The sequence below is a fragment of the Rhodococcus sp. 3258 genome (assembly GCF_031456475.1).
In the GTDB taxonomy this organism is placed as follows: domain Bacteria; phylum Actinomycetota; class Actinomycetes; order Mycobacteriales; family Mycobacteriaceae; genus Rhodococcoides; species Rhodococcoides fascians.
On sequence record NZ_JAVDUT010000002.1, the window covers coordinates 503,061 to 522,852 of the forward strand.

The 19,792-nt window shown below is 65.6% G+C and carries 9 protein-coding genes; 4 read left to right on the forward strand and 5 right to left on the reverse strand.

The genetic code is table 11. From position 1 onward, the window contains the following. Positions 1 to 138 precede the first annotated feature (138 nt). Genes fadD32 through J2X62_RS09935 form a run of 3 tightly spaced genes read left to right on the forward strand, consistent with a single transcriptional unit; the run spans position 139 to position 8,667 of the window. Entirely contained in the window at positions 139 to 2,037 is a 1,899-nt protein-coding gene (gene fadD32 / locus J2X62_RS09925; RefSeq protein WP_032382997.1) for a long-chain-fatty-acid--AMP ligase FadD32, read from the forward strand. A 42-nt stretch (positions 2,038 to 2,079) separates the two neighbouring features. Then, positions 2,080 to 7,119: a polyketide synthase Pks13 gene (gene pks13 / locus J2X62_RS09930; protein ID WP_032366759.1), complete on the forward strand. Its 5,040-nt coding sequence runs from the start codon at positions 2,080 to 2,082 to the stop codon at positions 7,117 to 7,119. Positions 7,120 to 7,122: 3 nt separating this feature from the next. Then, positions 7,123 to 8,667 carry an acyl-CoA carboxylase subunit beta gene (locus J2X62_RS09935; protein WP_032366760.1) on the forward strand — a complete coding sequence of 515 codons (1,545 nt, stop codon included), beginning with the start codon at positions 7,123 to 7,125 and terminating at the stop codon, positions 8,665 to 8,667. 163 nt (positions 8,668 to 8,830) lie between these two features. On the opposite strand, the gene J2X62_RS09940 is transcribed toward J2X62_RS09935, so the two are convergent. The 5 genes from J2X62_RS09940 to J2X62_RS09960 all read right to left on the reverse strand — a co-directional run bounded on the left by J2X62_RS09940 (position 8,831) and on the right by J2X62_RS09960 (position 19,245). After that, a complete protein-coding gene (locus J2X62_RS09940; RefSeq protein ID WP_032366761.1) occupies positions 8,831 to 9,802 on the reverse strand; it encodes a hypothetical protein in 972 nt (323 codons plus the stop codon). A 304-nt stretch (positions 9,803 to 10,106) separates the two neighbouring features. Then, positions 10,107 to 13,424 (reverse strand): arabinosyltransferase domain-containing protein, encoded by a 3,318-nt coding sequence (locus J2X62_RS09945; protein WP_032366762.1) that lies wholly within the window; start codon positions 13,422 to 13,424, stop codon positions 10,107 to 10,109. 75 nt (positions 13,425 to 13,499) lie between these two features. Next, the gene (locus J2X62_RS09950; protein ID WP_310180020.1) at positions 13,500 to 16,670 is read right to left on the reverse strand and encodes an arabinosyltransferase domain-containing protein; all 3,171 of its coding nucleotides are present in this window, start codon (positions 16,668 to 16,670) and stop codon (positions 13,500 to 13,502) included. A 10-nt stretch (positions 16,671 to 16,680) separates the two neighbouring features. Next, the gene (locus J2X62_RS09955) at positions 16,681 to 18,450 is read right to left on the reverse strand and encodes a glycosyl transferase (RefSeq protein ID WP_310180022.1); all 1,770 of its coding nucleotides are present in this window, start codon (positions 18,448 to 18,450) and stop codon (positions 16,681 to 16,683) included. Positions 18,451 to 18,546: 96 nt separating this feature from the next. Continuing rightward, the gene (locus J2X62_RS09960; RefSeq protein ID WP_052053690.1) at positions 18,547 to 19,245 is read right to left on the reverse strand and encodes a nitroreductase; all 699 of its coding nucleotides are present in this window, start codon (positions 19,243 to 19,245) and stop codon (positions 18,547 to 18,549) included. A 79-nt stretch (positions 19,246 to 19,324) separates the two neighbouring features. Between J2X62_RS09960 and J2X62_RS09965 the strand changes: the two genes are divergently transcribed. Further along, positions 19,325 to 19,777 carry a helix-turn-helix domain-containing protein gene (locus J2X62_RS09965; RefSeq protein ID WP_310180025.1) on the forward strand — a complete coding sequence of 151 codons (453 nt, stop codon included), beginning with the start codon at positions 19,325 to 19,327 and terminating at the stop codon, positions 19,775 to 19,777. The last annotated feature ends 15 nt before the right edge of the window (positions 19,778 to 19,792 follow it).

Genomic DNA, 19,792 nt, shown 5'->3' on the forward strand with positions numbered 1-19,792 from the left:
ACCGAAACCGCCACCGCTGGAGTTACCACTTAGTAACATAAAACGCTGTTCGGGGTCTGCATCGATGAACGTCGTCAATGCAAGGCCAGGTCACGCACGATGTGTGGCAGCGATTCGTGTCGGAGGAGATTGAAGCAAATGAGCCACACGTTCGATGATTTCATCGATGAGAACGGCCACATCACCATCGGTGAAGGGCAGACACTCGTCCGCCACGTCGAGGCGAACGTCGAAGAGAACGCCGACACGCTCGCGTACCGGTTCATGGACTACTCCCGGGAACGGGACGGTGAAGCGCACGAGTTGACCTGGTCACAGTTCGGCAAGCGGCTGCGCGCTGTCGCCGCCCGTCTGCAGCAGGTCACCGAGCCCGGTGACCGCGTGGCGATCCTCGCTCCCCAGGGCCTCGAGTACGTCATCGCGTTCTTCGGTGCGATCTACGCGGGCACCATCGCGGTGCCGTTGTTCGATCCCGACGAGCCCGGCCACACCGACCGCCTGCATGCCGTCCTCGGCGACTGCAAGCCCAGCGCGATCCTCACCGCCAGCAACTCCGCGGCGGGCGTTCGCGCGTTCTTCCGCGCGCTCCCCGCTGCCGAGCGGCCCCGCATCATCGCCGTCGACGCCGTTCCCGACAGCGTCGGCGAGACGTGGGTCGAGCCCAATGCAGGGTTGGACGACATCGCCTACCTGCAGTACACGTCGGGTTCGACGCGGACCCCGGCCGGCGTCGAGATCACGCACCGCGCGGTCGGCGTCAACGCGCTGCAGATGGTCGACAGCATGGAGATCAACTACGACTCGCGCGGCGTCACCTGGCTGCCGATGTTCCACGACATGGGTCTGCTCACCGTCATCCTCCCGGCCCTCGGTGGCAAATACATCACGATCATGAGCCCGCGCGCGTTCGTGCAGCGGCCGTGGCGCTGGATCAAGGAACTCGCCGCTGTCTCCGACGGAGCAGGCACGTTCGCCGCGGCACCGAACTTCGCGTTCGAGCACGCCGCCCAGCGCGGACTGCCCAAGAACGGTGAGAGTCTCGACCTGTCGAACGTCATCGGCCTGATCAACGGCAGCGAGCCCGTCACCACGTCGTCGATGAAGAAGTTCAACGAGGCCTTCGGCCCGTACGGTTTGCCGAAGTCCGCGATCAAGCCGTCGTACGGCATGGCCGAGGCCACGCTGTTCGTCTCGACGAGCAAGCACGCCGACGAGGCCAAGGTCGTCTACGTCGACCGTGTCGAGCTGAACGCAGGCAACTTCGTCGTCGTCGCACCCGACGCTCCCGGAGCCATCCCGCAGGTATCGACCGGAACCGTCGCCCGGAGTCAGTGGGCCGCGATCGTCGACTCCGAAACCGCCACCGAGGTGCCCGACGAACACGTCGGCGAGATCTGGCTGCACGGCGAGAACATCGGCAAGGGCTACTGGGGTCGCGAGACCGAGACCAGCGAAACCTTCCACAACAAGCTCGTCCACCGCGTCGCCGACGGGTCGCACGCCACGGGTGCCCCCGAGGGCGCCAACTGGATGCGCACCGGAGACTTCGGCGTCTATCACGACGGCGAGCTCTACATCACCGGCCGCGTGAAGGACCTCGTCATCGTCGACGGCCGCAATCACTACCCCCAGGACATCGAGTTCTCGGCGCAGGAAGCAAGCAAGGCTCTGCGGCCGGGCTTCGTGGCGGCGTTCGCGGTGCCGCTCAACCAGCTGCCCGACGTCGTGTTCGAGTTCAGTGGTGCCGCGTTGACCAAGGATTCGGACGACAGCTCCGAACAGCTCGTCATCGTTGCCGAGCGCGCTCCCGGCTCGGGCAAGGCAGACCCGGCTCCGATCGCCGACGAGGTGCGCACCGCAGTCTCGGCGCGGCACGGCGTCACGGTCCGCGACGTCCTGCTCGTCCCGGCCGGTTCCATCCCGCGTACGTCGAGCGGCAAGATCGCCCGACGCGCGTGCAAGGCCGCCTACATCGAGGGCACCCTGCGCGGCGGTTACCAGCAGACGGCATTCCCGGACGCCGAACTACCCGACTGATCTCTGGGCCTCCCGTTCCTTCGATACATAGCTTGGTGAGTAATGGCTGAACAAGAGACAGACAAGATTCAGAGTGCCGACGGGACGGACCTCACGGTCGCCCAACTGCGGGATTGGCTACGCAACTGGGTTGCAGACGCGACGGGTCAACCCGCGTCGGCCATCTCCGACGACCGTCCGATGGAGGAATTCGGTCTGTCCTCTCGCGATGCCGTCGCACTGAGCGGTGAGATCGAGGAGCTGGTGGGGGTCACGCTGACCGCGACCGTCGTCTACCAGCACCCCACCATCGCGTCTCTGGCCAAGATCATCATCGAGGGCGAACCCGACGAGCCGGTGGGTACCGTCGACGACGCGTTCTACACCAGCGGCGTGCAGTCGGGCGACGCCCACGACATCGCGATCGTCGGACTGTCGTCGCGCTTCCCCGGCACCGGTCACACCCCCGAGGAGATGTGGTCGCTGCTCATCGAGGGCCGCGACGGCATCACCGACCTGCCCGAGGGCCGGTGGAAGGAATTCACCTCCGATCCCGTCATCGCCGCAGCCGTCGACGCGACGGTCACCAAGGGTGGCTACCTCGACGACGTCAAGACCTTCGACGCCGAGTTCTTCGCGATGTCGCCCAACGAGGTCGTCAACGTCGACCCGCAGCAGCGCCTCGCGCTGGAACTGACCTGGGAAGCGCTCGAGCACGCGCACATCCCGGCCAGCTCGGTCAAGGGCAGCCAGGTCGGCGTCTTCATCGGCAGCTCGTCCAACGACTACCAGCTCATCGCCGTCAGTGATCCGGCCGTGCACCCCTACGCACTCACCGGCACCTCCACCGCCATCGTCGCCAACCGCGTGTCGTACTTCTACGACTTCCGCGGGCCGTCGATCGCCGTCGACACCGCCTGCTCGTCCTCGCTGGTTGCTGTGCACCAGGCAGTGCGCAGCCTGCGTACCGGCGAATCCGATCTGGCCGTGGCGGGTGGCGTCAACATGCTGCTAGCGCCGCCGATCACCGTGGGCTTCGGCCAGACCGGTGTGCTGGCACCCGACGGCAAGATCAAGGCGTTCTCCTCCGACGCCAACGGCATGATTCGCTCCGAGGGCGGCGGACTCGTCGTGCTCAAGCGACTCGAGGACGCCGAGCGAGACGGCGATCAGGTGCTCGCTGTCATCGCCGGATCCGCCATCAACCAGGACGGCCGCTCCAACGGACTCCTCGCGCCGAACCCCGACGCACAGGCCGACGCACTGCGATTCGCATACCGCGACGCCGGCATCAACCCGTCAGGCGTGGACTACATCGAAGCGCACGGCACCGGAACCATCCTGGGCGATCCCATCGAGGCCGACGCGCTGGGCCGAGTGGTCGGCCGTGGTCGCGACGCGGACAAGCCGGCATTGCTCGGCTCCGCGAAGACCAACTTCGGGCACCTCGAATCCGCCGCGGGCGCAGCAGGTTTGATCAAGGTCGTGCTGGCGATGCAGGAGAACAAGCTCCCAGCGTCACTGAACTACGTGGGCCCCAACCCGTACATCGACTTCGACAAAGCACACCTGAAGGTCATCCCGGAGGCCACCGACTGGCCGCGGTACACCGGCAAGGCCGTCGCCGGCATCTCCGGTTTCGGCTTCGGCGGCACCAACGCCCACGTCGTCGTGCGCGAGTACGTACCGGGTGAGACCTCGGCCGAATTCGACCCCGCTGCCGTGGATCCCGAGGCCGCGGTGGTGGAGGGCGTCTACGAGGAGCAGCTCGATGCCGAGACCACCAGCCCGGTCGCCGAGGCCGAGACCATCCTGGCGGAGTCCGACAGTGTTCCGGAGACAGTGATTCTCGCGGTGTCTGCGGCGTTGCCGTCGCGTCGTAAGCGCGCGGCGTCGGAACTGGCCGACTGGCTCGAGACCGAAGAAGGCAGCACCACGCCCCTCGTCGATGTCGGCCGCACGTTGGCCCGCAGGAACCACGGGCGTTCGCGCGCAGTGGTTCTCGCGTCCACCACGGCCGAGGCCATCGCCGGATTGCGCGCCATCGCGGCAGGCAAGCCCGGACCGGGCGTGTTCTCCGCGGACTCGCCTGCGTCCAACGGCGCAGTGTGGGTGTTCTCCGGATTCGGCTCGCAGCACCGCAAGATGGCATCGCGGCTGTACCGAACCAATGCCGTGTTCGCCGCCGAGGTGGACAAGGTGGACGAGCTGCTCGTCGACGAAGCCGGCTACTCCATCCGCGAGATCATCCTCGACGATTCGCAGACCTACGAGTTCGAGAACTCGCAGGTCGCCATCTTCGTCATCCAGATCGCTTTGGCCGCAACGCTTCGCGCACACGGTGCCGAGCCGTCGGCCGTCATCGGCCACTCGATGGGTGAGGTCGCGGCAGCGTATGTCGCCGGAGGCCTCAATCTCGAAGACGCCGTCCGCATCATCTACGCCCGCTCGCGGCTGCTGGCCGAGGGCCAGGACGGCCTCGGTGCCGCCTCGCAGGGTGCCATGGCACTCGTCGAGTACACCCCCGACGAGGTCAAGACCCTCACCGATCAGTTCCCGAACGTGGAGCCCTGCGTGTACGCCGCGCCGACGCACACCACGGTCGGTGGACCCCGTGGCGAGGTCGAAGCCCTCGTCGAAAAGGCCGAGGCCGCAGGCAAAATGGCCCGTCTGCTCGACGTCAAGGGAGCAGGACACACCGCAGCCGTCGACGTACTGCTCGGTGAGCTCGCCGCCGAGCTCGCCGGAATCGAACCGAGCAAGCTCACCGCCGGCGTCTACTCCTCGGTCGATCGTGAGGCGCACTACCGCGTCGGACATGCGGCGATTCACGGCGTCGACTACTGGACCAAGGGAATGCGTCACCCGGTCTGGTTCACCCAGGCCGTCAATGTTGCTGTGGGAGACGGGCACACAACGTTCGTGGAGCTCGCCCCGAACCCCGTCGCGCTGATGTCGGTCGCTGCTACCGCGTGGGCTGCCGGCCTGGCCGACGCCACGTTGATTCCGACGCTCAAGCGCAAGGAAGACGAGGCAGACACGTTCCTCGCCGCGCTGGCGCAGCTGTACGTGCACGGTCATGCGCTGGAACTGGCGACGCTGTTCGAGTCGGGTCCGTACGCTGCAATCCCGCGAACTGCGTACTTGCGCAAGGAGTTCTGGCTCAACTCGCAGGTCAGCTCCAGCGGTAACTCTCGCGTTCCCGGTGCCCGGGTGGCACTGCCCGACGGCCGCCACGTCTGGGAAGTTCAGGCCTCGGCCGTCTCGGGATTCGATGCGTTGGTCACCGCCGCTGCGTCGCAGGTGTTCTCCGATGTGGCTCTGGGTGCTTCGGTCTCGCACGCATCGGTGCCCGCGGCCGGCACGGTCGTCACCACATTGACCTCGCACCTCGGTGGTGCGTCGGTCCAGGTCCATGCGCACGAGGGCTCGGCGTTCACCCTGCTGCACGAGGCTGTAGTCACCTCGGGCGATGTGCGGCCGGAACCCGTTGTGGCGGTGGAAGAGCGGTCCTCGTCTCCGATGGAAGAGTTGCCCGAGGTCGTCGAGACGTTCGGTGACCGCTGGGATCCCAACGGCAATCAGAAGCTCGAAGATCGGTTGGCGATCATCGTCGCCGAGTCGATGGGCTACGCACCCGAGGACTTGCCTCCCGAGGTGCCGCTGATCGAACTGGGGCTGGATTCGCTCAGCGCCGTTCGGATCAAGAACCGCGTCGAGTACGAATTCGACATCCCCACAGTGCAATTGCAGGCCGTGCGTGATGCGAACCTGCGCGAGGTGGAGAAGTACCTGCGCTACGCGATCGAGAACCGCGACGAGGTGCAGGCGCTGGCAGACAAGCAGGCCGCCGAAAAGGCTGCCGAGCAGGCTGCCGAGAGTGGCGCGACTGCACGCGACGAAGCGTTGGAGACGGCCGTCGCCGCACCGGAGACCGCGGTGCCGAGTGCGGAATACCAACCCGCACCGGTGGTCGCAGCGCAGACCGACCTGGGCGGCAAGGAAGCGTTCGCCGAGGCCGCCGGATCAGATGTGCCCCCACGTGACAACGCCGAGCGGATGACGTTCGCAACGTGGGCAGTGGTGACGAAGGAATCAGCCAAGGGCATCTTCAACACTCTGCCGATCCTCGACGACGAGACGGCCGAGAAGTTGGCCGCTCGCCTGACCGAGCGGGCCGGCGGCGAGATCACTTTCGACGACGTACTGGACTCGGAGACCATCGAGCAGCTCGCCGACAAGGTGCGCCCGCATCTCGAGGACGGCGAGATCGACGGTGTCGTGCGCAATCTTCGGGCCCGTCCCGAGGGCTCTACGGCCACACCGGTGTTCGCGTTCCACTCGGCCGGTAGCTCTACCGTCGCCTACGAGCCGTTGCTGCGGAAGTTGCCGGCAGGCACGCCCATGTACGGCCTCGAGCGCGTCGAAGGACCCATTGCCAAGCGCGCCGCGGAGTACGTGCCGTTGATCAAGGCGATCCAGCCCGAGGGACCGTACGTGTTCGTCGGATGGTCGCTCGGCGGCATCCTCGCCTACGAGGTGGCGCGTCAGATGGAAGAGGAAGGCATCGAGGTCGCCTACGTGGGGCTGCTCGATACCGTCATGCCCGGCACCAAGATCCCCGACACCAAGGACGAAGTCCGCAAGCGGTGGGAGCGGTACGCCGCGTTCGCCAAGAAGACGTACAACGTCGACTACCCGATCCCGTACGACAAGTTGGTCGACTCCGACGACGAGGGCCAGATCCGGATCATCACCGATCTCGTCAAGCTCAGTGGAGCAAAGATTCCCGGCGGCATCATCGAGCATCAGCGGACGTCGTGGCTCGACAATCGGGCTATCCAGACAGCCGAGCTCAAGGAGTACGGCGGGCACGTCACGCTGTACCTCGCCGACAAGTACCACGACGACGCGATCGCCCTCGAGCCCGCATACGCCACCCGCGAAGAGCACGGTGGTTGGGGACCGGTGGTGAAGGACCTCGAGATCGTCTACGTCGGAGGCGACCACCTCGCGGTCGTCGACGAGCCGTACATTGGAAAAATTGCGGCCCATCTGTCGAAGACGCTCGAGAACATCGAGTCTGCAAGAACCGGAGCGTAGATTTTGAGTGGCACCACTGCGGAGAAGCTGGCCGAGCTACGGGCGAGGCTGGAACTGGCCAAGGAACCGGCCGGCGAGATCGGCATCGCCAAGCGCGCCAAGAAGGGCATACCCAGCGCCCGAGATCGCGTGAACTCGCTGCTCGACCCCGGCAGTTTCGTCGAGATCGGCGCGCTGGTGAAGGCCCCGAACGATCCGGGTGCCCTCTACAGCGACGGCGTCGTCACCGGGCACGGAACCGTCGACGGACGTCCGATCGCAGTGTTCTCACACGATCAGACCGTGTTCGGCGGAACCGTCGGCGAGATGTTCGGCCGCAAGGTCGCCGGCATCATGGACTTCGCGATCAAGATGGGCTGCCCGGTCGTCGGCATCAACGACTCCGGTGGAGCTCGCGTGCAGGACGCCGTCACCTCCCTCGCGTGGTACGCCGAACTGGGTCGACGCCATGAGGCGCTCTCCGGCCTGTGCCCGCAGATCTCGCTGATCCTCGGCAAATGCGCCGGTGGCGCGGTGTACGCACCGATCAACACCGACATCGTCGTCGCCACCGAAGAGGCGTACATGTTCGTCACCGGGCCGGACGTGATCAAGTCCGTCACCGGCGAGGACGTCAGCCTCGACGAACTCGGCAGTGCCCGCGTCCAGGCCATCAACGGCAACGTGCACCACGTCGCTGCCGACGAGAAGGCCGCATTCGACTGGATTCGGAACTACCTGAGCTACCTGCCGTCGAGCTGCCAGGAAGAGGCACCGGTGATCAACCCGGGGCTCGAGCCGGAGATCACCGAATCCGATCACACGCTCGACTCGTTCATGCCCGACGCCGACAACGCCGGTTACGACATGCACGACATCATCCTGCGCATCTTCGACGACGGCGAGTTCCACGAGATCGCCGCCCAAACTGCACAGAACGTCATCACCGGCTTCGCCCGCGTCGACGGTCGTCCGGTGGGAATCGTCGCCAATCAGCCGATGCACCTGTCCGGGGCACTCGACGCGAAGGCAGCGGACAAATGTGCGCGGTTCATCCGCCTCAGCGATGCCTACAACATTCCGATCATCTTCCTCGTCGACACACCCGGCTTCCTGCCCGGCGTCGACCAGGAAACCCTCGGCGTCATCCATCGCGGTGGCCGATTCATCTTCTCGTTCGTCGAAGCGACGGTGCCGAAACTGACTGTCGTCATTCGTAAGTCGTACGGCGGCGGATACGCGGTGATGGGCTCGAAGCAGCTCGGATCCGACATCAACCTCGCCTGGCCGACCGCCCGCATCGCCGTCATGGGTGCCGAAGGTGCCATCAACATCATGAGTCGCAAGCAACTCGCCGAAGCAGGCGAAAATGCTCCGGCGCTGCGCAAGCAGCTCATCAACTTCTACAACGAGCATGTCGCAACGCCGTGGATCGCCGCCGAGCGTGGCTACATCGACGCCGTCATCGAGCCCTCGCAGACGCGCCTCGAAATTCGCAAGGCTCTGCACATCTTGAAAGACAAGGAAGTACACAAGAGTCCGCGTAAGCACTCTTTGCTCCCGATCTAGCCAAGCGCGCCGGTCCTGCGTCGGGGTCGCTTCGCTCCCTTTTGGGATCAATGTGGGTTTCAGTCGCTCTGACTGCAACAAAGCCGCATTCATTCGTCTGTCTCCTCGAGCCAGTAGCGAATGAATGCGGCTTTGTTGCAGTTGAAGTGCTTGCAAGAGACATTCATCCGGTCGACGTCGCGCTCCGTCGAAGAACGAGGTTCGGACGGGGCCGCGCCAGAGCCTGTTGATAGCCGGCCCGAAGATCCGCGAGCACGCGCTGGGGGTCGTCCCGGATGTCCTGCGGCAGATGTGACACCACGATCGCGCCGTGGCGTTGCAGGAGAGCTCGGCGAGCCATCGTGTTCGCATGATCGATCGGCGAGAGGTGATGAGCGAGGGAGTCGATCTCCCACCCGAAGCAGACTGTGTCGAGGAAGCCGTCGGGGCTACCGAGGAATGTACCGTCCGAGGTGAACAGCCGGGCATTGTGAATCATTGGTGGGAGTCCGCTCGATCGGTAGAGCCGTTGAGCGTCCGCCTCGGCGACGGAGTGAGCGTTTCCTTCCAGATCCCTGATCGCCAACCGTGTCGATGCGCTGTAGCGTCTCGGCCCCTCCGCCAATTCGATTGCCAGCTCTTCGAGTGATGCCGCACCCCGTCTGATGATCTCCGCAATCAAAGCCGTGCACTGAGATCGTCCGCGTAGTGCGCGGGTCGCGTCGACGACACTCCGGGATACCGGAGCGCAGCGCGGACCGTGGTCGAACACGGCTTCGGGCATGCGCCAGGTGCGTTCGGATCGGACGAATTTGACGGATGCTCGCTGCATCTCGTTCGGGACGAGAATGTGAACTTCATTCGACGGTGGATTCGGCCCCAAGCCATGCACACTCAATGCCGCGTTCCCAGTGAGGATGCTGTGTGGACCGCCGTACGCCAGGGCAGCAGCCATTCGCTGTCGGTGAGATGGGAAGCCGTTGTGCAGCAGCACCACCCCTGGCAGCAAGTGCTGCCAGGGTCCGCCGGCTGCGCATCGGCCGGCTACCGTCCCGTCCGCGACACCGGCCGAGCGAAGCTGTGCCCTTGTCACGACGCCGTGATCGGCGACGTCCTCGAGCATTGATAGGTCTGTGGCCCAAACTCCCCGTTTCATGCCTCGACTGTCGAACGCGACACTGACACTTCGACGTCGAAAACGGCCGTTCAGGGGTTCCCTGTGGATGGTCGACGAGGTTGTGCACAAATGTCCCGAGGGCGTGTCTTGTCCACCGAAAACTGTCGGGGGTCGGTGGTAAGCCCCCGCTCCATCGATCGTGTGCCGAACCCCGCTCCATCGGCCGTACGCCAACCCCGTCCGAATGAATGCGGGATTCAGTCAGTCAGAGTGCAACAAAGGGACATTGATCCCAAAAAGGAGCGGGCGACACCACGCGGAGGGGCGCGCGAGGCTGGGTGGACTATTTCTCGAAGACTCGCAGCTTTCCGTCTTCGTAGAATCCCGATCGCGTGGTTTCTCCGGTTTGCAGGTCGGCGGGCACGGCGCTGGGGTAGTACTGCTCGTAGCGCTCGAGTGAGCCCCAGTCCCTGGCCCAGTCGTTTTTGAGGTAGGTGGGGACGGCGACAGGCTTGGCGAGTAGTTCGGACCATCCGAGCGGTCCGCCGTTCTCGCCGGATTGCCAGGTGTCGGTGGAGCTGACGGCCAGTGGGCGGTCGGGGAGGATGCGGTAGCCCGGTACCTCGGCGACGCCGTAGCGGTGGTCGAACGGCCGTTGGCAGGGGAACTGGAGTCCGACGGCCCAGTCGAGCAGAACGGGCTGCTCGCTGCCGATCATGGTGTTCAGGTTGTCCATCACCGGAACTCGCGGCGGGGTGAATGCGAGCCACTGGTCGCCGGTGAGGTTGGGGTCGTTGGCGACGATGCGGACGGCGTCGGCGTCGGGTGCGATGTCTGCCAACGGAACTCGCAGGTTACGCCACGAGGGTGCGGGTCCGATGTCGCGAGGCAGGTAGGTGCCCTGCGCCTGGACGCTTCCGTCGGGCTGGCGCTTGCCGTATTCGAGCAGCAGCGACTGGCCGTAGGTGAGGGCACCGGTGTCGTCGTAGGACCAGATACGTCCCGCCGCGGAGAACACGACAAGTGGTGCGTCGTCGCTGCGGGCGGGTAGCTGGTACCAGCTCGAGGTGGCCTCGGCCGGTTCCTGGATTCCTTCTTGGTAGGAGCCGAGGACAGGTGTGGTGGCGGGGTCGAGTCCGAAGGGGAGGGCGGCGGTGGAACCGTTGACGCCCAGTGCGCCGGTGCCTCCTGCTGTGCCCGAGCTCTGGCCTTCCTCGAAGGCGGGTCCGACGGCTTGTTGGTCGGTATTGCCCTGTCCTGGTTTGACTTCCACGGCGTCGGCGCTGAGGTCGCTGGGGATCCCGTTGGCGGTGAAGTTGCGCAGGGTGTCGCTGGCTCCGCCGAGGGGGCCTGCGACGGGATCGAATTCACCTGGCAGGGGGCTCAGCACATCAGCGTTGGGATCGGCTTCGACTAGCACGTCGTTGGCGAGTCCGCACGAATTGCCCAGTACCGATTGCACATTGGAGCGTGCGAGCGAGTATGCGGGATATTGGGAGACGGCACCCTTGACGAGGGAGAGGACCTCGAACAGCACCATGATTCCGGCGATGACGGTCAGTGGTGCGGCAGCGAACTTGCGAATGCGTCTACCGCGGGCCGACGTCGGTTTCGGTTGTGGCGGTGCGTATCCCTCACGTAGGTATTGGAATGCCGCGACGGCGAGAACCAGTCCGAAGAGGACGAGGAACAGCGAGCCGGATTCGTTGCCGCCGAGCGAGACCGTCTTGTCGAACCACGGCACGCCGTAGCTCGAGACGTACCAGTAGCCGTTGATGCCCGAGAACGACAGTGCGAGAACGAACATCAGGCCGGCCGTGAACAGGGATCGGTTTCGGCGTGAGCGCAGTGCACTGGCCGACACGGCTACTGCGGTCAGTGCGGCGAGCCCCCCGGCGATTCCGGCGTAGGAACCGAAGTGGTGAGTCCACTTGGTGGGGTTGAACATCATGAAGAAGATGGTTCCGAGGACGACGCCGAGCAGTCGCCAGGCAGGCCCGTTCGCGATGCCGGGAATGCGCCGGCGGCGCAGGAGCACGAACAGCGTGGTGAACAGGCACAGGAGCATCGCGAGGAACGCGAAGCGGCGGGCCACGGAACCGTCGACGGTCTGGACGAAGAGGTAGTAGTACCGCAGGAAGTCTTGGTACCAGGCCTCGTTGGGGCCGATGATGGTGCGCACTCGGGTGGATTCGATGACCGTCGCGAAGGTCTGGTCGGCGAACACGACGACGAGGACGAGTACTCCGGCAGCGGCCAACGGTGCCAGCATGGCGAGGGTGCCGACCTGCCGGTGACGTCGGACCACGATGCGAGCGATGGGCCGGGCTCCGGCGAGAAGCGCTGCGACACACATCAATCCGGTGGGTGCGGCGGCCAAGGTGAAGGCACCGATGAGGCAGGCCGCTGCGGCTGGGAGCAGTCTGCCGGTGGCGATGGAGCGTTCGATCGAGCACCAGGTCAGCAATGCGCCGAGGGCGACGATCGGCTCGGGACGCAGTCCGTTGTTGTACGGGAGCCAGAAGGCGAGGAACACCAATCCGCCGGTCCACAGCGCCACGTTCGATTTGCGCACCGCGCGTCCGAGTCGCGGCACCACCTCGCGGCTGATCACCATCCAGCACAGGACTCCGGCGATCAGGGCGGGCAGGCGCATCCACGGGCTTGCGGTCGAGATCTTGGCGAAGACGGCCAGGACGTCGTAGTACCAGCCGAACGGTGCCTCGGGGACGCCGAACCAGCGGAAGTAGTTGGCCATGTAGCCGGAATGTTCGGCCGCGCGGGCCATGGTGAGCAGGTAGCCGTCGTCGGAGGTGTTGGCTCCGACGAAGTGCCAGCCGACGAGGACTCCGAGAACCGTGACGTCGACGCCGGTGAACTTCCACCAGTGCGACGGGAAGAAGCGGCGGTGCGCGCGGCGGTCGGTGCCGTCGAGCCGTGCGAGCGCGCCCATGGCCAGCAACGTGCAGGCGATCGCCAGCACCATGATCAACGACTTCAGGATGGTCGGAGTCGACGAGAAGCGGGAGTCGACGTCGACGGTGACCGACATGTCGGCCGGGGCCGCGCCACTGAGATCACTGAAGATGCCGACGACCTGCGGACGGAGGTCGCCGTCGAGCCGACCCTGGACGGGTTGGCCGCTTTCGTCGGTCAGTCCGGTGAAGGCTGCGGAAGTGTACTGGTCGTTCGAGGTGATCTCGATGGCGGCGCAGCGCGTGCTCTGGACGTCGGCGCGCGGTGCCGTCGCGACGACGACGTTGCGGTCGAGGACATCGACGTTCGACTCGCCGACGCGAACGAACAGGCTGTTGAGCGCGGCACCCTCACCTTGCGGGGGTGCTGTCGCCAGCAACAGCCCGCCTGACGCGGGTAATGCGGCCACAGCAGAGCACGGGAGGGTTGCGGACAGTCGCAGTGGTGCCTGAGACACCAGTGGGGCGTCCACGTCCTGTAGGAGGCCGTTCTGCGGCCACTCGATGCTCGCGGTGGTCTGCGTGACGGGTGCGAACGGAGTGATCAGTGCGAACAGCACGCCGAGTATGCCGGCCACCATCGCGATCAGCCTGGGAATCCGTACCTGAGCACGAAGTTCGTCCGAGGCTCCGAGCGGAGCGGGGACGGGGGGACCAGCTGATGAATCTGTCACGACGTCGGGCACAATTGTCGATGTTATGCGAGCGTGACTTCGAGGTCACACAGGCGCCGTCCCCGGATCCGTTGGAGAAACAGGGAATCAGCCGGTCTTCATCGGTCCGTCGCTGGACAGTCCCGACCGAGACTGTTGCTCGACGGTGATCCCGGCGGTCGCGGCAGCCGGATCGAGTGGCGTGTATCTCTCGATCGACCCCCAATCGCGGGCGTAGTCGTCGGCGAGATACGACGGCAGAGTCTGGGCACCGAGCAGCAGTTCGGTCCACCCCAGCGGGCCGCCGCCGAACGAGTCCTGCCAGGCGTTGGTGGATTCGGCTCCGGTTCGGTCGGGCAGGATGCGGTACTTCGGCACCTCGGCGACGCCGTCACGGTGATCGAACGGACGCTGGCACGGGAACGCCAGCCCGACCGCCCAGTCGAGCAGAACGGGGTCGGTGGACCCGACCAGAGAATTCAGCGTCTGAGTTTTCGGGACGCGTGGGGGAGTGACGGCGAGCCACTGATCTCCGGCCAGGTCGTTGTCCTCGGCGACGATGCGAACGGCGTTCGCGTCGGCGGGTAGGTCGTTCATCGGTACGCGCAGGTTGCGCCACGACGGTGCGGGGCCGATGTCGAGAGGCGTGACACGGCCGAGTGCCTGGACGTCGCCGCCGTCGCGGCGTCCGTATTCCAGTTCGACGCGTTGGCCCGGGGTGACGATGCCGTCCTTGTCCACCGAGCGAATTCGGCCTGCGGCGGCGATGGCGATCAGGTCGCCCTCTCCAGGCAGCGAATACCAACCGGAGGTCAGTGACGCGGGCTCGGTCGCTCCGAAGCTGCCGAGGACCGGGGTCGTTTCGGGGTTCAGTCCGAACGGCAGAGCGACTGTGCTGCCGTTGATTCCGACGTTCTCGTTGGTTCCGCCCGAGGTGCCTGCGGAGTTCGACGAGGTGGCCGACGCGCTCTCTTCGGAGTCCTCGGGGCGGATGGAGTTGGCACTGCCCTGGGCGGTGTCCTCGGAGTCGGCCGTGAGGTCTTCGGCGACGCCGTCCGGGGTGAATCCGGTGCTGCCGCCTGCTCCCAGCGCGTCCGGGGCGGGTTCGATCGGCTGCAGGACGGATCCGTTGACGTCGGTCTCCACCTGCACGTCACCGGCGAGTCCGCACGAGTTGCCCGCGAGTGCGGAGAAGTTGGATCGCGCGATGGAGTACGCAGGGTATTGCGCCACAGCACCTTTGGCGAACGAGAGCACTTCGAATGCGACGACACCGCCGGCGACGATGGTCAACGCGGAGGGGGCGAAGCGTCGACGCGTGGTGGTTTCTGCTGTGCGATAAGGCAATCGGACATGTTGGTACGCCGCATACAGCAGGGTCAGCACGGTCAGGCCGAGCAGGATGGTCGAGAAGCCCTTGCCGGCAATGGACGGCGGCTTGTCGAACCACGGAATGCCGTAGCTCGAGACGTACCACCAACCGTTCGAGCTGGTGAACGCCACGGCCGTCAGGAACAGCACCGCTGCCGTGAACAGCGTTCTGTTACGCGGGGATCGGACGGTGGCCGCCGTGACGGCCACCGCTGCCAGTGCGCCGAGAGACGCGGCGAGACCGGCGTACACACCGAAGTGGTGGGTCCACTTGGTGGGGGTGAACATCATCAAAGCCAGTGCGCCCAAGACGATTCCGAGTATCCGACGCGATGGCCCGGTGGCGGTACCGGGGATGCGTCCGTTCTTGCGGAGCATCACCGCGATGCAGACGACGATGCACAGCAGCATCGCGAACATGCCGAATCGTCGGGCGAGCGAGCCGTCGGGGGAGATGGTCATCAACGCGTCCCAGCGCACCCGTTCCTCGAACCAGGGCACGTTGGGTCCGAGAGCCGAGCGCACCCGGGTCGCTTCGAGCACGGTGCTCAGAGTCTGGTCGGCGAAGATCGCGATCACCACGGCCAGTCCCGACGCGATCAGCGGCGCGAGGACCGCGAGCAACCCCACTTGGCGGGCTCGTTTGACGATGATCATCACGATCGGGCGGAGGCCGGCGAGCAGCGCGGCGACGGCGATCAGTCCGGTGGGTCCGGCGGCGAGGGAGAAGGCGGCGATCAGTGTGCCGACCGCGGCGGGCAACAGTCGTCCGGTGGCGATCGCCCGCTCGACCGAGCACCACGTCAGCAGCGCGCCCAGGGCGATGACGGGTTCCGGACGCAGTCCGTTGTCGTAGGGCAGCCAGAAGGCGAGGAACACCAGGCCTGCGGTCCACAGCGCGACGCGGTTGGTCAGTACCGCGCGCCCGAGGCGGGGGATGACCTCGCGGCTGATGACCAGCCAGCACAGCAGTGCGGCGATCGTGGCGGGTAGGCGCATCCAGATGCTGGCGGTGCTGACTTTGGCGAGGGCGGCCAGCATGTCGTAGTACGGCATGCCGAACGGTGCTTCGGGAACGCCGAACCAGCGGAAGTAGTTGGCCATGTATCCGGCGTGCTCGGAGACGCGGGCCATGTTGAGCAGGTAGCCGTCGTCGGAGGTGTTGGCACCGATGAAGTGCCACAACACCAGCACTCCGACGACGACGGCGTCGACGCCGGTCACCGTCTTCCAGCGCGACGGCAGGAAGCGGCGGTGACGTCGACCGTCCACGCTGTCGAGGCGATGCAATGCGAACAGGGAGGCGACGACGGCCAGCGCGCCGACGATCATCGCCAGCAGCTTGAACGTCGTCGGGGTCGAGGAGTAACGGGAGTCGATGTCCACGCGCACGTTCAGACCGTCGACCGGCGCGGTGAGGTCGGTGAAGATGCCGACGACCTGAGGTCGGACGTCGCCGTCGACAGTGGTGGCCGCGCCGCCGAGGTCGACCACCGTGCGAGCGGCGTTCGAGGAGATGGTCAGCGCGCAATCGGAGGCCAGGTCGGATACGGGAGCCTCGGCGAGAACGCGATCGCGCAGCAGCACCTGCAGTCGATCGTCGTCGACCCGCACGGTCAGTGCTCGCTGCTCGGTTTTCGCCGCCGCGATCGGAGCGGTGGACATCACCGTGCCGCCGCCGTCGAGCCGAGTGGCAGTACTGCACGGGATCGTTGCGTCCAGATCGAGCGGGGAGTAGCTCACCAGCGGAGCGTTGACACTGCCGAACGAGCTCTGCGGCCACGACAGCGTGGAGACGTCCTGCTGCACCGGCAGCAGCGGAGTGGCGATGGCCAGAACGGCACCGATGATGCCGGTGACGATCGCTATCAGCCGGGCGGTCGTGATGTTCGGAGCGGTCGCAGGCACACCGGCGATGCTATTGGACGAGCGAGCGCACATCCCACACCCATACGCCGCCGGTGTATTGCGGCTGGACGTCGAGCAGCTCGGTCACCGTGCTGCGCAGGGCGACGGTGTTCTTGCTCGGCGGAAGTACCACGACGTCGGCTTCCCAGAAGCTCATGTCCTGCGCCGCCTGGCTGCGCTGATCAGCGGTGATCTCGGGGACGGTGCCGGAGTCGTAGACCGAGCCGAGCAGCAGCGCCGTCGGGCGATCCACGGCACCGTACTTGGCGACCTTCTCTTCCTGATCGCTCGGTCCGACGAAGTATCCGGCGGCCAGCGTGAAGCCCATGTCCGCGTCCATCTGCCAACGCAGCGGCCGGGCGTCCTCGGGCCGTGGGAGAGGGACGGTGACGACGGAACCGTCGTCGACGTAGTTCTGCCAATCGCCGTCGGCGAAGAACCGAGGTGTGGGGGATTTGTCGACGGTGACCAGCGGCGTCGGGATCAGCGGAACGAGGGCGAGGGCGAGTCCGGCGATCCAGAATGCCGGCAACGGCCGTAGTCCGTTGCGGAACGTCCGATCGGTGGCCAGGACGAGCAACAGAGCCAGCGCAGGGACCGCGCCGAGGGCGAAGCGGGTCTCGAGGACGGATTCGACGAGTGGGTATTCGGCGAGTTTCGTCCACGGCAGGGTGATGCCGGTGTCGTTCTTGCCGATCATCAGCGTCGCGCCGAGCGAGAGCACGCTCATGACGATGGCCGTGGCAGCCGCGGCCCTGGCGCAGGCAACACGCCACATCCACACTGCCGCCACGAGGCACAGCACGAGCAGCGGCCAACCGAAGTAGGCGTTCTCCTCGGTGGCGTTGATCCGTACGTTCTGCCCCGGGGTGGCGACGCCACCGATGGATTGCGTCGGGAACTGGAACAGGGCTTTGGCGTCGTTGCCCATCGGGCCGTGTTCGAGGAAAGAATACGACTGCGGTCCGAAGAACTGCCACCACAGCGGCAACGCGACGATGGCCAGCGCGATGCTCGCCGACACCGCGAGCCGGGGTACGGCATTGCGGACGGCCGGCCACAGGGAACGCGGCCGGGACAGGTAGTAGACGACGGCGAAGATGGCGAACGACATCGCGAAGATCAGCAGCGGTTCTTCGCCGAGCAGGATCTGCAGCGCGACGATCAGGCCGAGCCCGACGGTGTTCTTGGTGGTTCCACCGCCGTGTGCGACGCGGGTGACCAGCATCGCGATGACCGGGAGCAGGAACAGCACCACGAAGTTGGGGTGGCCGTTGGCATGGGAGATGGCACCGGGCGCGAAGCCGCACAGTGCGCCGCCCATTGCGGCGGCACCCTTGGACGCGTTCAACTGACGCGAGAACAGCCAGTACCAGGCGAACGAGGTGCCTGCGAGGCCGATTGTGAGGGCAATTGCCCAGGTCACCGTTGGTCCGAAAAGTAACGTGATCGGGGCCAGCGGAATGGAGATGCCGAACATCGCCGTGTTCGCCATCAGATTCACCCCGAGTGGGTAATTCTGCAGGTCACTGGACAGTGGATTGTCCAGATGCGCGACGGCATGGGCGGCGACGGAGAAGAACCACTCCCACATCGTCTGGTCCTGGCCGCTGTTGTAGAGGTAGCCACCGTTCAGATTGCGCCACTGACCCTGCAGGACGTACACGGCGGCGATCAGAAACCCGACGGCCGCCCCGATGTCGCCTCGCCCGACGCCGGAGTGTCGAGCCGGTGCCGTGGTCGGCTGCCGCTCGAGAACGCTCTGGTCGTGGGTGGTCATCGCGTCGAGGTTACAGAAAGATCACGGTGGGCGAAAACTCGAACGTGCTGGGTCACACCGGCTGGAGTGCGACGCCGCCCCACCCCTATGTACAGATCAGTCACCGATCCAGGTGGCCACATTCGTCACGTCCGCCCGTTCGGTTCGGAACGAGTTGATCGGGTGCTCCAGGTCCGCGTATCCGAACGAGATGCCGAGCACGATGCGCCGGTGCTCCGGTATGTCGAAGTAGTCGTGCAGAAAATCGGAGTACGACGCGAGGGCGGCCTGTGGGGCGGTTGCGATGCCGAGGCTGTGTGCACTGAGCAGAAAGGTGTTGACGTACAGACCGCAGTCGATCGCTCCGTACTCGCCGAGATCGGCCTCGGTGGTGATCACGGCGACGTGTGGCGCATCGAAGAAGTCGAAGTTGCGGAGCATCTGAGCAAGGGCGCGCGGATCCCCCTTCTCGATGCCGACACTGTCGTAGAGCTGCAGTCCGCACGCACGGCGACGGTCGCGATAGTCGCCGGCGTACTGGGTGGGGAAGGGGATGTCACTCTGCACGGGGCCGCCGCCGCGGACGTGGTCCTGGAGTGTCCGGCGGAAGCGGTCTGTCCCTTCCCCTTCCGTCACGATGACCTGCCACGGCTGGGTGTTGCACCACGACGGTGTGCGCTGGCTCAGCGCGAGCACACGCTCGATATCGCCGCGTGGCACTGCATCCGGCCGGAACTGTCGGCACGTCCAGCGTTCTTCGAGAATTCCGGCGAGTGCCGAGAATTGCTGCCCTCGATCGTCTGTCACAGCGTCCATGTACACCCCTGGTCTCATTTCGAGACTACAAAGTAGCAGCAATAGTCTCGTTTCGAGACTGCTGGGTAAGGTCGACGGTATGCGTCATGCGGAGCTGGCCGATGTGCCCTGCTCGATTTCGAGGTCTCTGTCCGTTCTGGGTGACCGGTGGACGCTGGTGATTCTGAAGTGGTCGTTCGCCGGGGTTCGCCGTTTCAACCACTTCCAGAGCGCCATGGGGATCTCACGAAGTCGGCTGCAGGATCGACTCGACCGCCTCGTCGAGCACGACATTCTCGCCAAGGTGCAGACCGATTCCACCTACGCGGAATACCGGCTGACCCGCAAGGGCCACGACATCTATCCGATTCTGATGGCCTTCAAGGACTGGGGCGACGCGTACATGGCACCCGACGGTGTCCCCGTGCACTACACGCACCGCGACTGTGGGGGCAACGCACACGTGAGGCTCGAGTGTGACTCGTGCGGCGATGAGATCACGGCTCGTCAGGTGCTGCCGACGCCTGCCGCGGGTAACCCGCTTGCGCCGTGACGTACTCGGCCTGCA

Coding starts and splice junctions, on each gene's coding strand:
- J2X62_RS09965 (WP_310180025.1), top strand. CDS start 19,325: ATGCGTCATGCGGAGCTGGCCGATGTGCCCTGCTCGATTTCGAGGTCT.
- fadD32 (WP_032382997.1), top strand. CDS start 139: ATGAGCCACACGTTCGATGATTTCATCGATGAGAACGGCCACATCACC.
- J2X62_RS09940 (WP_032366761.1), bottom strand. CDS start 9,802: ATGAAACGGGGAGTTTGGGCCACAGACCTATCAATGCTCGAGGACGTC.
- pks13 (WP_032366759.1), top strand. CDS start 2,080: ATGGCTGAACAAGAGACAGACAAGATTCAGAGTGCCGACGGGACGGAC.
- J2X62_RS09955 (WP_310180022.1), bottom strand. CDS start 18,450: ATGACCACCCACGACCAGAGCGTTCTCGAGCGGCAGCCGACCACGGCA.
- J2X62_RS09960 (WP_052053690.1), bottom strand. CDS start 19,245: ATGGACGCTGTGACAGACGATCGAGGGCAGCAATTCTCGGCACTCGCC.